The sequence below is a fragment of the Jatrophihabitans sp. genome (assembly GCF_036000465.1).
In the GTDB taxonomy this organism is placed as follows: domain Bacteria; phylum Actinomycetota; class Actinomycetes; order Mycobacteriales; family Jatrophihabitantaceae; genus Jatrophihabitans.
The window spans coordinates 61618-75900 of sequence record NZ_DASYFV010000004.1; the positions used below are offsets into that span (position 1 = coordinate 61618).

At 71.1% G+C, this 14283-nt stretch carries 12 protein-coding genes; 5 read left to right on the forward strand and 7 right to left on the reverse strand.

From position 1 onward, the window contains the following. Positions 1–89 precede the first annotated feature (89 nt). A complete protein-coding gene (locus tag VGN18_RS00560; protein WP_327537665.1) occupies positions 90–926 on the reverse strand; it encodes an SDR family oxidoreductase in 837 nt (278 codons plus the stop codon). 148 nt (positions 927–1074) lie between these two features. Further along, a complete protein-coding gene (gene uvrB, locus VGN18_RS00565) occupies positions 1075–3252 on the reverse strand; it encodes an excinuclease ABC subunit UvrB (protein ID WP_327537666.1) in 2178 nt (725 codons plus the stop codon). A 116-nt stretch (positions 3253–3368) separates the two neighbouring features. Between uvrB and VGN18_RS00570 the strand changes: the two genes are divergently transcribed. The 4 genes from VGN18_RS00570 to treY all read left to right on the forward strand — a co-directional run bounded on the left by VGN18_RS00570 (position 3369) and on the right by treY (position 9082). Beyond that, entirely contained in the window at positions 3369–3926 is a 558-nt protein-coding gene (locus tag VGN18_RS00570; RefSeq protein ID WP_327537667.1) for a hypothetical protein, read from the forward strand. 50 nt (positions 3927–3976) lie between these two features. Then, entirely contained in the window at positions 3977–4618 is a 642-nt protein-coding gene (locus VGN18_RS00575) for a hypothetical protein (RefSeq protein ID WP_327537668.1), read from the forward strand. 78 nt (positions 4619–4696) lie between these two features. After that, positions 4697–6802 (forward strand): glycogen debranching protein GlgX, encoded by a 2106-nt coding sequence (glgX, locus tag VGN18_RS00580; RefSeq protein WP_327537669.1) that lies wholly within the window; start codon positions 4697–4699, stop codon positions 6800–6802. 3 nt (positions 6803–6805) lie between these two features. After that, the gene (gene treY / locus VGN18_RS00585) at positions 6806–9082 is read left to right on the forward strand and encodes a malto-oligosyltrehalose synthase (protein WP_327537670.1); all 2277 of its coding nucleotides are present in this window, start codon (positions 6806–6808) and stop codon (positions 9080–9082) included. A 61-nt stretch (positions 9083–9143) separates the two neighbouring features. Here treY and VGN18_RS00590 read toward each other — a convergent pair whose 3' ends face one another. The 5 genes from VGN18_RS00590 to VGN18_RS00610 all read right to left on the reverse strand — a co-directional run bounded on the left by VGN18_RS00590 (position 9144) and on the right by VGN18_RS00610 (position 12397). Further along, positions 9144–10097 carry a hypothetical protein gene (locus tag VGN18_RS00590; RefSeq protein ID WP_327537671.1) on the reverse strand — a complete coding sequence of 318 codons (954 nt, stop codon included), beginning with the start codon at positions 10095–10097 and terminating at the stop codon, positions 9144–9146. Further along, positions 10094–10825: a cytochrome b N-terminal domain-containing protein gene (locus VGN18_RS00595; protein WP_327537672.1), complete on the reverse strand. Its 732-nt coding sequence runs from the start codon at positions 10823–10825 to the stop codon at positions 10094–10096. The genes VGN18_RS00590 and VGN18_RS00595 overlap by 4 nt, the downstream gene beginning before the upstream one ends. Then, a complete protein-coding gene (locus VGN18_RS00600) occupies positions 10812–11009 on the reverse strand; it encodes a hypothetical protein (RefSeq protein WP_327537673.1) in 198 nt (65 codons plus the stop codon). Before VGN18_RS00600 ends, VGN18_RS00595 begins: the two co-directional genes overlap by 14 nt. Positions 11010–11155: 146 nt before the next feature. Continuing rightward, positions 11156–11998 carry a PPK2 family polyphosphate kinase gene (locus VGN18_RS00605; protein WP_327537674.1) on the reverse strand — a complete coding sequence of 281 codons (843 nt, stop codon included), beginning with the start codon at positions 11996–11998 and terminating at the stop codon, positions 11156–11158. A 9-nt stretch (positions 11999–12007) separates the two neighbouring features. After that, positions 12008–12397: an SRPBCC family protein gene (locus VGN18_RS00610; RefSeq protein WP_327537675.1), complete on the reverse strand. Its 390-nt coding sequence runs from the start codon at positions 12395–12397 to the stop codon at positions 12008–12010. A 156-nt stretch (positions 12398–12553) separates the two neighbouring features. On the opposite strand from VGN18_RS00610, the gene treZ reads away from it, so the two are divergent. Then, entirely contained in the window at positions 12554–14281 is a 1728-nt protein-coding gene (gene treZ, locus VGN18_RS00615; RefSeq protein WP_327537676.1) for a malto-oligosyltrehalose trehalohydrolase, read from the forward strand. The last annotated feature ends 2 nt before the right edge of the window (positions 14282–14283 follow it).

Sequence of the window (14283 nt, forward strand, 5' to 3'; positions counted from 1 at the left end):
CCCAGCCCGATCTTCGTGCTGCGGCGGCACTCCAGAGCACTCCAGCGCCGCTCGAGCATGAAGATCGGGATAGGGGGGGCAGCCAGCCGTCAGTTGGTGCGGACCCGCTCCTCGTAGGCCTCGCGGGCGGACCGGTCGACGGCCGAGGTGAAAGTCTCCTCGGTGCCCATCGCCCTCGTCAGCCGCTCGGTGACGGCGCGGGGCAGGAACGCCTGCGAGACGGCGAGCACGCCGGCCACCTTGGAGACCCGGGCGACGGGGCGCGGCTTGACGATGAGCGCAGCCACCGCGGCCGCGACGTCCTCGGGCTCGACGTTGCGGAGGCCCTTGGTGCCCGAAGTGCCCGCGACGAGCTCGGTGTTGGTGAAGAACGGCTGCACCTGCGAGAGATGGACGCCGCTGTCGCGGTACTCGCGCCGGGTCGACTCGGTGAAGCCCTTCACCGCGTGCTTGCTCGCGCAATAGGTGGCGGCACCGGGCACGTAGCTCTCCCCTGCGAGCGACGCGATGTTGATGATGTGGCCGCTGCGCCGCGGCACCATCCGGCGCAGCGCGAGCTTGGTGCCGTAGATGACGCCGAGCACGTTGATCTCGATCATGCGGCGGCTGACGCGGTCCTCCTCGGCGTGCAGCGAGCCGATCGGCATGATGCCGGCGTTGTTCACGAGCACGTCGATCGGGCCGAGCTCGTTCTCGACGTGGTCGAGGAAACCCTCGAACGAATCCGGGTCGGTGACGTCGAGGTGCTTGTAGGTCGTGATGTCGAGCTCGCCGACAGCCTCCTTCAGGCGGGCCTCGTCGATGTCGCCGATCGCGACGCGCGCGCCGTCGGCGATGAGACGCTGGGCGGTGGAGAACCCGATCCCCCGTGCCCCGCCGGTGATCGCGACGACCTTGCCCTGGACCGAACCGACTGCCTTGCTCATCCCGCCTCCGAGAGTTCGTGAACGTATGACCCGGTGGTCATACTGGCACGGACGCCCGGTGACCGCAGCCGAAACCGAGGTACGGGTTCCGCGTCAGCCGCACCCGGCCACCGTTCACCGCACCAACTCGGCGGGGAGAGCGGGTGGGTCAGCGGCCGACGCCGGCGGCGTCCATGCCGCGGAGTTCCTTCTTCAGCTCGCCGATCTCGTCGCGCAGGCGGGCGGCGACCTCGAACTGCAGCTCCCGGGCGGCGGCGAGCATCTGGTCGTTGAGCTGCTGGATCAGGTCGGCCAGCGCGGCGCGCGGCATCTCGGCGACGTCGAGACCGCCGGCGGCGTGCTGGCCGATCCCGACGACGCCACCGGAGATGCCGGGGCCGCCCTTGGCGCCGCGGCCGCCGCGGCCGGGCACGGCCGACTTGCCACGCGACTGCGAGCGGCCGGAGCCGCCGACCGGCACGCCACCGCCGAGCAGTTCCTCGGTGTCGGCGGCCTCGCGGGCCAGCATGTCGGTGATGTCGGCGATGCGCTTGCGCAGGGGCATCGGGTCGATGCCGTGCTCGGTGTTGTAGGCGATCTGCTTCTCCCGACGCCGGTTCGTCTCGTCGATCGCCAGGGCCATCGAGGGCGTGATCGTGTCGGCGTACATGTGCACCTGGCCCGACACGTTGCGGGCGGCGCGGCCGATCGTCTGGATCAGCGACTTGCCCGAACGCAGGAAGCCCTCCTTGTCGGCGTCCAGGATCGACACCAGCGACACCTCGGGCAGGTCGAGCCCCTCGCGCAGCAGGTTGATGCCGACCAGGACGTCGTACTCGCCCATCCGCAGCTCGCGCAGCAGCTCGACGCGGCGCAGCGTGTCGACCTCGGAGTGCAGGTACCGGACGCGGATGCCCAGCTCGAGCAGGTAGTCGGTGAGATCCTCGGACATCTTCTTGGTCAGCGTGGTGACGAGCACCCGCTCGTTGCGCTCGGCCCGCAGCCGGATCTCGTGGACGAGGTCGTCGATCTGACCCTTCGTCCCCTTCACCAGGATCTCGGGGTCGATGAGGCCGGTCGGCCGGATGACCTGCTCGACGAACTCGCCCTGCGCCCGGCCGAGCTCGTAGTCGCCCGGGGTCGCGGACAGGTACACCGTCTGGCCGATGCGCTCGACGAACTCCTCGAACTTCAGCGGCCGGTTGTCCATCGCCGACGGCAGTCGGAAGCCGTGGTCGACGAGGGTGCGCTTCCGCGACATGTCGCCCTCGTACATGCCGCCGGTCTGCGGGACGGTGACGTGCGACTCGTCGACGACGAGCAGGAAGTCCTCGGGGAAGTAGTCGATGAGGCAGTTCGGGGCGCTGCCGGGCTCACGGCCGTCGATGTGCAGCGAGTAGTTCTCGATGCCGGAGCAGAAGCCGACCTGGCGCATCATCTCGATGTCGTAGGCCGTGCGCATGCGCAGCCGCTGCGCCTCGAGCAGCTTCTGCTGCCCATCGAGCTCGGCCAGCCGCTTCTCCAGCTCGGCCTCGATGCCGCGGATCGCCTTCTCCATGCGCTCGGGCCCGGCGGCGTAGTGCGTGGCCGGGAACACGAACACCTCCTCGACCTCGCGCACGACCTCGCCGGTGAGCGGGTGGAGGTAGTAGAGCCGCTCGATCTCGTCGCCGAACATCTCGGCCCGGATCGCGAGTTCCTCGTAGACCGGGAAGATCTCGACGGTGTCACCCCGCACCCGGAACGTGCCGCGGGTGAAGGACAGGTCGTTGCGGGTGTACTGCACCCCGACGAGGTCACGCAGGATGCGATCGCGCTCGATCGAGTCGCCGACCCGCAGGCGCAGAGACCGGTCGACGTACTCCTGCGGGGTGCCGAGGCCGTAGATGCAGGACACGGTGGCGACCACGACGACGTCGCGCCGGGTGAGCAGCGACATGGTGGCCGAGTGCCGCAGCCGCTCGACCTCGTCGTTCACCGAGGAGTCCTTCTCGATGTAGGTGTCGGTCTGCGGGACGTAGGCCTCGGGCTGGTAGTAGTCGTAGTAGCTGACGAAGTACTCGACGGCATTGTGCGGCAGCATCTCGCGCAGCTCGTTGGCCAGCTGGGCGGCGAGGGTCTTGTTCGGCGCCATGATCAGGGTCGGACGCTGCAGACGCTCGATCAGCCAGGCCGTGGTGGCCGACTTGCCGGTGCCGGTGGCGCCGAGGAGCACGATGTCCTTCTCCCCCGCCCGCACGCGCCGCTCGAGCTCGGCGATGGCGGCCGGCTGGTCGCCCGAGGGCGAGAAATCCGACACGACCTCGAACTTGCCGGTGCTCGGCGTGATGTTGCTGCGAACGCGCATGCCTCCACGGTACGAGAGGCCTACGACAACCCCGACCCGCGCGCCGAGCACCCGATCACAGGTGGGACAGAAGTGGCCCGGCTACCGTTCGGCGCACCACGCCCGAGGAGCTGCCGATGCCCGCGTCCACCCCACCGGACGAGCCCGTGAACGAGCTGCCCGACCGATCGCCGGACGAGCAGGACACGGCCGCCGTTCCGGACGCCGCCGGAACGCCAGGTCCCCCGGCCGACCACCTCCCGCCTCCCGGACCGGGCTTCGTCCCGCCCCCGCCGCACGGTCCCCCGCCGGGCTACGGATTCCCGGGCGACTACCCGTTCGCCCCGCGGTTCCGCGAGCCCTGGATCAACCCGAACAAGCGCAACGCGGCCGGGTTGGCCGCCCTCGTCGCCGCGGTCGTGCTGCTGGGCGGCGGGTTCGCCCTCGGCGCCGCGACGGGCGGCGGGCACGGCGAACGGGGCGGCTACGGCCGGGTCGGCGGCGGCGAACTGAACGGCGACGGCATGCGTTACGGCAATCGGATGGGCCCCGGTCAGCCGGGCGGCCCGCACTTCCACCCCGGCCGCAACGGGTTCCCCCTGCCGACCTCCGTCCCCGCACCGGCGTCGAGCGCGCCGGCCGGTACCCCCTCGGCCACCAGCACCACCCCCGCACCCAGGTCGTCGAGCCGCTGAGGGCCGTAGCGCCGGTGGGAATTGCCGCCGGGCAGTGACACACTGCGCCCATGGGCGGTAATCCGGTCGAGTTCCTCGACGCCGACCCGCTGCCCGACGCCCCACCCCCGGCGCCGCGTCGCCCGCGGTCCCGGCTCGGCGACCGCAGCACCCGGCTCGCGGTCGGGCTGTGGGCGGCGGCCGCGGTGCTGTGCGTCGCGTCGACCGTGCAGACGATCTTCCGGTACCGCTTCGCCGGCCTCGCGATCAACACCAGCGGCGGCTACGACATGTGGGGGCACCCGTTCGACAAGGCGCTCACCAGTGAGCGCGGCCCCCGCTTCGCGCTGATGTTCTGGGTCTGCGGAGGGTTGTGCGCCGCCCTCGGGGGTGCCACCGCCGCTCGGGAGTCGACCTCGACGCCGACCCGCTGGGTGCGCGCCCACCTGCACCTGTTCGGCGTCATCGCCGCGACCCTCGTCGCCGGCGCCGTGGCCGGCCTCGGCCTGACGCTGCAGAGCCTGGTCTCGACGTACGAGGCCCTGGCCCACTTCCTCGACGACGGCCGGGTCTACGTCAGCATCGGTCCCGGCATCTGGCTGGCCACCGCGGCCCTGCTGTGCGCCGGCGCGGCCGTGGTGGTCAACGCGCGGATGCCGGCCGCCGAGCCGGTGTGCCCGCCTCCACACTCCGACGCTGCGATTCCCGCGTAGTTCTGGGTAGGCCTACGGCCGCGTGCCCGTCTGGAAAGGTGGGACTGCACCACTTCGTCACCACACTGGGAGCCCCCTTTGCAGATCTGGCCCGGGACCGCCTACCCCTTGGGCGCCACCTACGACGGCTCCGGAACGAACTTCGCCCTGTTCAGCGAGGTCGCCGAGCGGGTGGAACTCTGCCTGTTCGACGCCGACGGCGCCGAGACCCGCCTCGACCTCCCCGAGGTCGACGGCTTCGTCTGGCACGCCTTCCTTCCGGGTGTCGAGCCCGGGCAGCGCTACGGCTATCGCGTGCACGGCCCGAACCAGCCCGACGAGGGACTGCGCTGCAACCCGAACAAGCTGCTGCTCGACCCGTACGCGAAGGCCATCGACGGCACCATCGAATGGGACGAATCGCTGTTCGGCTACCGCTTCGGCGAGGAGGACAGCCACAATGACGACGACTCGGCCGCGCAGCTGCCCAAGTGCGTCGTCATCAACCCGTTCTTCGACTGGGGCGTCGACCGGCCGCCGAAGCGTCCCTACGCCGACTCGGTCGTCTACGAGACGCACGTCAAGGGGATGACCGAGACGCACCCGGACCTGCCCGAGTCGCTGCGCGGCACGTACGCCGGCATGGCCCACCCGGTCATCGTCGAGCACCTCAAGCAGCTCGGGGTCACGGCCGTCGAGCTCATGCCGGTGCACCACTTCGTCAACGACTCGATCCTCGCCGACAAGGGCCTGGCCAACTACTGGGGCTACAACACGATCGGGTTCTTCGCGCCCGACCACAAGTACTCCTCCAGCACCTCGCCCGGCGGCCAGGTGCAGGAGTTCAAGGCCATGGTGCGGGCCCTGCACGAGGCCGGCATCGAGGTCATCCTCGACGTCGTCTACAACCACACGGCCGAGGGCAACCACCTCGGCCCGACGCTCTCGTTCCGTGGCATCGACAACCAGGCCTACTACCGCCTCGTCGACGACGACGCCAAGTTCTACATGGACTACACCGGCACCGGGAACACGCTGAACGTGCGGCACCCGCACTCGCTGCAGCTGATCATGGACTCGCTGCGCTACTGGGTGCTCGAGATGCACGTCGACGGCTTCCGCTTCGACCTCGCCTCCACGCTTGCGCGCGAGTTCTACGACGTCGACCGGCTGTCGTCCTTCTTCGACCTCGTGCAGCAGGACCCGGTCGTCAGCCAGGTGAAGCTGATCGCCGAGCCGTGGGACGTCGGGCCCGGCGGCTACCAGGTCGGCAACTTCCCGCCCCAGTGGACGGAGTGGAACGGCAAGTACCGCGACACCGTCCGGGACTTCTGGCGCGGCGAGGACGCGACGATCGGCGAGTTCGCGGCGCGCATCACCGGCTCGGCCGACCTGTACGAGACGTCGGGTCGCCGGCCCGTCGCGAGCATCAACTTCGTCACCGCGCACGACGGCTTCACGCTGCGCGACCTCGTGTCCTACAACGACAAGCACAACGAGGCCAACCAGGACGACAACAACGACGGCGAGAGCCACAACCGGTCGTGGAACTGCGGTGTCGAGGGCGAGACCGACGACGCCGACATCCTCGCGCTGCGCGGGCGCCAGCAGCGCAACTTCATCGCCACCATGTTCCTGAGCCAGGGCGTGCCGATGATCTGCCACGGCGACGAGTTGGGTCGCACCCAGCAGGGCAACAACAACGGCTACTGCCAGGACAACGAGCTGACCTGGATGGACTGGAGTGCGGTCGACGCGGACCTGCTCGCGTTCACCCGGCAGGTGTCCGAGCTGCGCCGCGAGCACCCGGTCTTCCGGCGGCGCCGCTTCTTCGACGGCCGTCCGGTGCGCCGCCGCGGCCAGGAGGGCACGCCGGACATCGCCTGGTTCACCCCCGACGGCCGCGAGATGACCGAGGAGGACTGGGATTCCGGCTTCGGCCGCAGCATCGCGGTGTACCTCAACGGCCAGGGCATCCCCGACCGCGACTCCCGGGGCGAACGCGTCTCCGACGACTCGTTCCTGCTCTGCTTCTCGGCCCACTACGAGGACATCGAGTTCACCGTCCCGGGCGACGAGTACGGCTCGGTGTGGTCGGTCGTCGTCGACACCGCCGCACCCGACACCAACGAGCGGCTGGTCGACGCCGGCGACACGGTGACCGTCGGCGCCCGCTCCCTCGTCGTCCTGCAGCGGATGGGCTGAGCCGTGAGCCTGCCGAGCTCCACCTACCGGCTGCAGGTGCGGGCGTCGTTCGACCTGTACGCCGCGGCCGACGTCTGCGACTACCTCGCGACGCTCGGGATCGACGCCACCTACCTGTCGCCGATCCTGCCGTCGTCGCGCGGCTCCGACCACGGCTACGACGTCATCGCGTTCGACACCGTCGACCCGCAGCGCGGCGGCCTGGACGGCTGGACCCACCTGCTGGCCGGCGCGCGCTCGCGCGGGCTCAAGGTCGTCGTCGACATCGTGCCCAACCACGCCGGGGTGGCCGACGCCTTCCAGAACAAGGCGTGGTGGGACGTGCTGCAGCACGGTCGCGCGGCCGAGCACGCCCGCTTCTTCGACATCGAGTGGTCGCGCGGGCGGCTGCTGCTCCCCGTCCTCGGCGACGACTTCGACGACTCGCAGCTCGAGGTCGTCGACGGTGAGCTCAGGTACTTCGAGCACCGTTTCCCGATCGCCCCTGGCACCGGCCTGGTCGAGGGCGAGACCGCGGCGCAGGTGCACGACCGGCAGCACTACGAGCTCGCCGACTACCGCCGGGCCGACACCGAGCAGAACTACCGCCGGTTCTTCGCCGTCACCTCGCTGGCGGGTCTGCGGGTCGAGGACGGCGTGGTGTTCGACACGACGCACGACCAGATCGGCCGCTGGCTGCGCGACGACGGCATCGCCGGGCTGCGGGTCGATCACCCGGACGGGCTCGCCGACCCGCTGCAGTACTTCACCCGGTTGCGCGCGCTCGCCGGACCCGACGCCTGGCTCCTGGTCGAGAAGATCCTCGAGCCCGGCGAGGAGCTGCCGCCGGAGTGGCCGATCGACGGCACCACCGGCTACGACGCGCTCAGCGAGGTGACCGGCGTCTTCGTCGACACCGGGGCCGACGCCGCGTTCGACTCGCTCTACCGCGAGCTGACCGGCGACGAGCTCACCTGCCCCGAGCACGTGCAACAGGGCAAGCGCAACGCCGTCGACACCATGCTGCAGGCCGAGATCCGTCGCCTGGCCCGGCTCGTGCCCGACCTCGCCAACGCCGGCGCGGCCCTCGCCGAGCTGGCCGTCGAGTTCCCGGTGTACCGCTCCTACCTGCCCACCGGCGCCGACCACCTGACCCAGACGCTCGAACGGGCCCGGGCCGCCCGGCCCGATCTCGCCGCCACCTTCGACGCCCTGGTCCCGCGGTTGACCGACCCGGCCGACGAGCTCGCGTCACGCTTCCAGCAGACCTCCGGCGCGGTGATGGCCAAGGGCGTCGAGGACACCGCGTTCTACCGCTACACCCGCTTCGTCGCGCTCAACGAGGTCGGCAACGACCCGGCCCACTTCGGCCTGCCGCTCGACGGCTTCCACCGCGCGCAGTGGCACCGGCAGCAGACCGTACCTCGGGGTATGACGACGCTGTCGACCCATGACACCAAGCGGGGCGAGGACGTGCGGGCCCGGCTGGCCGTGCTGAGCGAGCGTCCCGACGACTGGGCCGCGCTCGCCCGGCACCTCATGGCCGCGGCGCCGCTCCCCGACGCCGGTTTCGCCTACCTGCTCTGGCAGACCTTCGCCGGCGTCGGCTTCATCGAGCCCGAGCGCCTGCACGCCTACGTCGAGAAGGCGATGCGCGAGGCCGCGACCTCCACCACGTGGACCTCGCCGGACGAGAAGTTCGAGCGGGCCGTGCACGACGTCGTCGACGCCGCCTACGGCTCCCCCGAGGTCCACGACCCGCTGGCCCGCTTCGTCGACGAGATCACGCCGTACGGGTGGAGCAACTCGCTCGCCCAGAAGCTGGTGCAGCTGACCATGCCGGGCATTCCCGACGTCTACCAGGGCACCGAGCTCTGGGAGGACTCGCTGGTCGACCCCGACAACCGGCGGGCCGTCGACCACGACGAGCGCCGCCGACTGCTCGACCGCCTCGATGCCGGCGACGACCCGCCCCGGATCGACGCCACCGGCGCGGCCAAGCTCTGGGTCGTCTCCCGCGCGCTGCGTCTGCGCCGGGACTGGCCCGACCTGTTCGAGGGGTACGCCCCGGTGCTGCCGCAGGGTGACGCCGCCGACCACGCCGTCGCCTTCGACCGCGGTGGCGCCATCACCGTCGCGACCCGCCTGCCCCTCGGGCTGGAGCGGCGCGGCGGCTGGGGCGACACGACGATCGACCTCGGCGGCCCGGCCACCGACATCGTCACCGGCCGCCGCGTCGCGCGCGAGTTGCCCCTCGCCGAGTTGCTCGACCTCTACCCGGTGGCCCTGCTCGTGCGGTGAGCCGGTGCGTCGTCAGCCGGTTGCATAGCGCGGCTGTCCGATGCGCCGGCGCTCCGGCCGGTCACACCCGCCTGAAGCGGTCCTCGTCGCGCCAGATCAGCTTGTGCACGCCCAGGTGCTTCGGCAGCGAGCGCAGCCCGGGGATGAACGGGATCAGCACCAGACCGGCGGTCAGCACCATCATCAGGCCCCAGACGAGCGCGTCGGCGTTGCCCGACGTCGAGAACGGCTTCACCTGGTACCAGAACGTGTAGAGCCACATCCAGGGCTGGCCGGGGTAGTTGCCCGCCTCGTTCATCATTCCCCACTGGTCACCGCCGAGGTTCTCGGCGCGGGCCTGGTCCTCGAGGTAGGCGCCGTCGGAGAGCAGCAGCAGCGCCCGCGTCTGGTCGCTCGGGTAGAACGCGTTGTCGGCGAGCAGGGTCTCCAGCCCCCCGCGGGCCGCGAGGGTGCGGAACTGCGTCGCGAGCGTCGGTACGGGCCCGTAGTCGCCGGCCTTCACCTTGCCCGGGTCGCCGTCGGGCACGGCGGCGAGGGCCTCGGAGTAGGCCGTGGCCCAGCCGGTCCGGGTGGCGTCGGGTGCCGCGGTCCACGTCGTGAGCGCGGCGGTCAGCGTCGCGTCGCCGCTCACCGTCTGCAGCGGGTGGATCACCAGGTCGTTGGCGCTGTCCACCGGGGTCTGCACGCCGCCGAGCTTCTGCAGGGCGAGCGGTCCGATCTTCTGCCCCTCGCTCGCATTGTTGTAGGGAGCGCCGTACGAGGCGCTCGTGCTCGTCCCGGCGAGCTCGGCCGTCGCGGTGGCGACCACGTCGTTCGGTGCGACCCGCGCCCAGTCCTGCAGGGTGATCGCCTTGCGGTCGGGTGAGGAGAAGACGGCGGCCAGCCCGACGGTCAGCACCACCACGACACCGAGGGCGATCACGAACTCGCGGACGAGGTCGTACGGGCGCGTCGGGAACTGGTGGGTGTCCGGGGTCTCGTCGCGACGGCGGCGTCTCGACTGCGTGGCGGTCATCGCGTGGCCTCCTGATCCGGTGCCTCGACGGACGGCGACCCGACCGGAGGGTTCTTGTGCGCGGTGCGGCTGGTGACCTGCGCCGTCCGCGGCTCGAGCTCCTGCGCGGCCGGAGGCACCGCGTCGAACGGCGGCACGACGCCGTGGCGGCGCACCAGGATGATGTGGGCGACGACGAGGAAGCCGACCAGCAACGGCAGCAGCACGATGTGCCACAGCAGCATCTGGGCCGGGTCCAGCACGTTGAAGAACGCGCCGATGCCGACGGCGTTGAGGCCGTCCTTCGCCTGGGTCGAGATCCACTGCGAGTCGAAGTTCGACTGCGACAGGTAGCCGGTGAAGGCCGTCCCGATCGAGCCGAGGAAGGCGACCGCGCCGGTGATCCAGGTCAGCGCGCGCCGGCCGCGCCACGCGGCCATGAAGAACTTGCCCCACAGGTGGATGACCATGAAGGCCATGAACAGCTCGACGCTCCACAGGTGCATGGAGTTGACGAAGTGCCCGAGCGAGGAGACGTGCCACCACGCCTCGCCCTCGATCGCGAGCAGCACGCCGGAGGCGAGCACGACGAGGAAGGCGGCGAGGGTCGCGACGCCGAAGACGTAGATCCACGAGCGCACGTAGGCCGGCTGCCGGTCGGGCAGCCACTGCCCCTCGGGGACGGTCCTGCTGATGCGCCGCCGCAGGCGCACGGTCCAGCTGCGGTCGGTGCCCTCAGCGCGGGTCATCGGAGCGCTCCGACTCGACCGGACGGCTGTCCGAGTGCGGCATGCGTAACACGACGGCCGCCCCGAACAGCACGATCATCGCGATGATGACGAGCAGGTTCGTCAACGAGATCTGGATGACGCCCCAGTGGATGTAGCGACCGGCGGCGTCAAGACGAGCCGTCGCGAGAGCCGGACCGACCATGTCGAACCCCTTCGTGTGCCGGACGACCGATCGCCCGGACCAAGGTCCAGTGCATTCCAGCGGCCGCCGATGCGGCAGGGACGAAGGACCGTGCTCGACCGGGACCGACCCGGGACCCGACTCGGCGGGTTCTCAGCCGCCGGCGGTCAGTGCGGCGGTTCGAGGCGCTGCCTGAGCCCGTTCAGATCAAGCGTCGGACGCGGGAAGGCCGGGTCGAGCTCGGCCAGCGTCTCGCGCAGCAGTTCCCCGACCGCCCAGTTCCGGTACTTCTTGCGGTCGGCCGGCACGACGTACCACGGCGCATGGTCGGTGTTGCACCGCTCCAGCACCGCCTCGTAGGCCGCCTGGTAGTCGGTCCAGCGGGCGCGCTCGGCGATGTCGGCCTCGTTGAACTTCCAGTGCTTGTCGGGGTTGTCGAGCCGCGCGAGCAGGCGTTCGCGCTGGGTGTCGTAGCTGATGTGCAGGAAGCACTTCAGCACCGTCGTGCCCGCGTCGACGAGTTCCTTCTCGAACTCGTTCACGATGTCGTAGCGGGCCTCCCACTCCTCGCGCGGGACGAGGTCGTGCACCCGCACCACGACGACGTCCTCGTAGTGCGAGCGGTCGAACACGCCGACGACACCGGGCGGGGGCAGCCGCTTGCGGATGCGCCAGAGGAAGTCGTGCTCGAGCTCCTCCTCGGTCGGCCTCTTGAAGGCGTTGTACTGGACGCCGATCGGGCCGAACATGCCGACGACGTGTTCGGTGACGCCGCCCTTGCCGGCGGTGTCCATCCCCTGCAGCACGAGCAGGACGCGACGGGTGCCGCCGGCGGTCGACTCGGCCCACAGCCGCTCCTGCAGTTCGCGCAACAGGTCGGGGTCGTCGCTCGGTGGGTCGAGCTTGCTGTCGGGCTCGACCGGCTTGGCGCCCGGGTCGTAGCCGGCCAGGTTCACCGGGCCGGGCGGGACGGCGAGCGCGGCCCGCACGGACGTGATCTCGGCACCCATGGTCGCAGGCTAGTGCGCGACGAGGCGGCGCAGCGCGAGGTGCGCGACCGGCGCGTAGCCCAGCACGACCGGCATCGGGCCGTCGACCCGCAGCGACGTCGTCGTGCCGGTCGCCCGGGCCCGTACCCCGTGTTCGAGGCGCAGCGTCAGCGGGCCGCGCCGCACCATCCACGACCAGCGGCGGGCGAGCTCGTCGACGGCATCGACGACGAAGTCGACGAACACGCCCGGCACCGGCCCGTGGACGCGTCCGGTGACGCCGGGCGCGATGCGGTCGGCGGACGTCTCCACCCGCCTGATCTGCGGCGCCCAGCCGGCCCACCGATCGGGCTCGGCGTAGCGCGCCCAGGCCTCGTCGGGGTCGACCGACCCCGAGGCGTGCACCGTCACGATCGTCACCGCTGATCACCCACGCGACCAGCCTGACACACCGCCCGACGGGCGACGTCGTCGTGAGCGCCGGCAGCGCACCCATCACCTTCTGTTGCGCGTCCGGGGCAGACGTCCGACCACCCGCCGGTTACCCCGCCGACCCCGTCGGGCAGGGTGGCCGGTGTGACTTCGCTACGCGTCTGGGCCCCGTCGGTGCGCGAGTTGCGCGTGCGCGCGGACGGCGTCGACACGCCCCTCGACGCGGTCGGCGACGGGTGGTGGAGCGGCCCCGACCTGGCCGCCGGAACCGACTACGCCTTCGTGCTCGACGGCTCGGACGAGGCCGTCCCGGACCCCGCCTCACGCTGGCAGCCCGAGGGCGTGCACGGGCCGAGCCGCGTCTACGACCAGGGCGGGTACGAGTGGCGCGACGCCGGGTGGGCCGGCCGGGACCTCACCGCCGCCGTCGTCTACGAGCTGCACATCGGCACCTTCACCGAGGGCGGCACGTTCGACTCGGCCGTCGAGCGGCTCGACCACCTCGCGCGGCTCGGCGTCACCCACGTCGAGACCCTGCCGGTCAACACCGTCAACGGCGTCTGGAACTGGGGCTACGACGGTGTCGGCTGGTACGCCGTGCACGAACCGTTGGGTGGCCCCGACGCCTTCAAGCGGTTCGTGGACGCCTGCCACCAGCGCGGCCTCGCCGTTGTGCTGGACGTCGTCTACAACCACCTCGGGCCGTCCGGCAACTACCTGCCCCGCTTCGGGCCGTACCTCAAGTCCGGCCGCAACACCTGGGGCGACCTGGTCAACGTCGAGGAACCGGCGGTGCGCCGCTTCATCGTCGACAACGCGTTGATGTGGCTGCGCGACTTCCACGTCGACGCGCTGCGCCTCGACGCCGTGCACGCCCTGCACGACGACTCCCCCACGCACATCCTGGCCGAGCTCGGCGCCGCGGTGGATCAGCTGTCGTCGATGGTCGGCCGGCCGCTGACCCTCATCGCGGAGTCCGACCTCAACGACCCGGTCATGATCACGCCGCGCGACCAGGGCGGCTACGGCCTGGCGGCGCAGTGGGACGACGACGTGCACCACGCGCTGCACTCGCTGCTCACCGGCGAGACGCAGGGCTACTACTGCGACTTCGGGGCGCTGTCGGTGCTGGCCAAGACGTTCACCTCGGCTTTCCTGCACGACGGCACGTTCTCGACGTTCCGCGGCCGCGAGCACGGCGCGCCCATCGATCCGACGAAGGTGGCCGGCTGGCAGTTCGTCGTGTGCCTGCAGAACCACGACCAGGTCGGCAACCGGGCCGTCGGCGACCGGCTGGCCGAACTCGTCACCCCCGACGTGTTGCGGGTCGGCGCGGTGCTGCTGCTCACCGCGCCGTTCACCCCGATGCTCTGGATGGGTGAGGAGTGGGCCGCCTCGACCCGCTGGCCCTTCTTCACCTCGCACCCCGAACCCGAGCTGGCCGAGGCCACCGGGAAGGGTCGGCTGGCCGAGTTCGGCGACCACGGCTGGGACGTCTCGCAGATGATCGATCCGCAGGATCCCGAGGCGTACCGCAGCGCGGTCCTGCGGTGGGGCGAGACGGCCGATCCCGGGCACGCCGAGATGCTCGAGTTCTACCGCTCGGTGATCGCGCTGCGGGGCGCCGAGCCCGACCTGCACGCGACCGACCTGACGAAGGTCCGTGTCGACTTCGACGAGGCGGCGCGCTGGCTGGTCGTACACCGCGGCTCGTTGCGGGTCGTGGCGAACCTCGGTGCCGGCGAGCAGCGCGTGCCGATCGACCGCGACGTCGTACCGACCGCCGTGGTGCTGGCCAGCGGCCCGGCCGCGATCGACGGAAACGCGGTGACGCTCGCGCCGAGCACCGCCGCGATCGTGCGGGTCGGCTGAGA

Coding starts and splice junctions, on each gene's coding strand:
- VGN18_RS00600 (WP_327537673.1), bottom strand. CDS start 11,009: ATGGTCGGTCCGGCTCTCGCGACGGCTCGTCTTGACGCCGCCGGTCGC.
- VGN18_RS00560 (WP_327537665.1), bottom strand. CDS start 926: ATGAGCAAGGCAGTCGGTTCGGTCCAGGGCAAGGTCGTCGCGATCACC.
- VGN18_RS00590 (WP_327537671.1), bottom strand. CDS start 10,097: ATGACCGCCACGCAGTCGAGACGCCGCCGTCGCGACGAGACCCCGGAC.
- VGN18_RS00575 (WP_327537668.1), top strand. CDS start 3,977: ATGGGCGGTAATCCGGTCGAGTTCCTCGACGCCGACCCGCTGCCCGAC.
- VGN18_RS00595 (WP_327537672.1), bottom strand. CDS start 10,825: ATGACCCGCGCTGAGGGCACCGACCGCAGCTGGACCGTGCGCCTGCGG.
- VGN18_RS00570 (WP_327537667.1), top strand. CDS start 3,369: ATGCCCGCGTCCACCCCACCGGACGAGCCCGTGAACGAGCTGCCCGAC.
- uvrB (WP_327537666.1), bottom strand. CDS start 3,252: ATGCGCGTTCGCAGCAACATCACGCCGAGCACCGGCAAGTTCGAGGTC.
- VGN18_RS00605 (WP_327537674.1), bottom strand. CDS start 11,998: ATGGGTGCCGAGATCACGTCCGTGCGGGCCGCGCTCGCCGTCCCGCCC.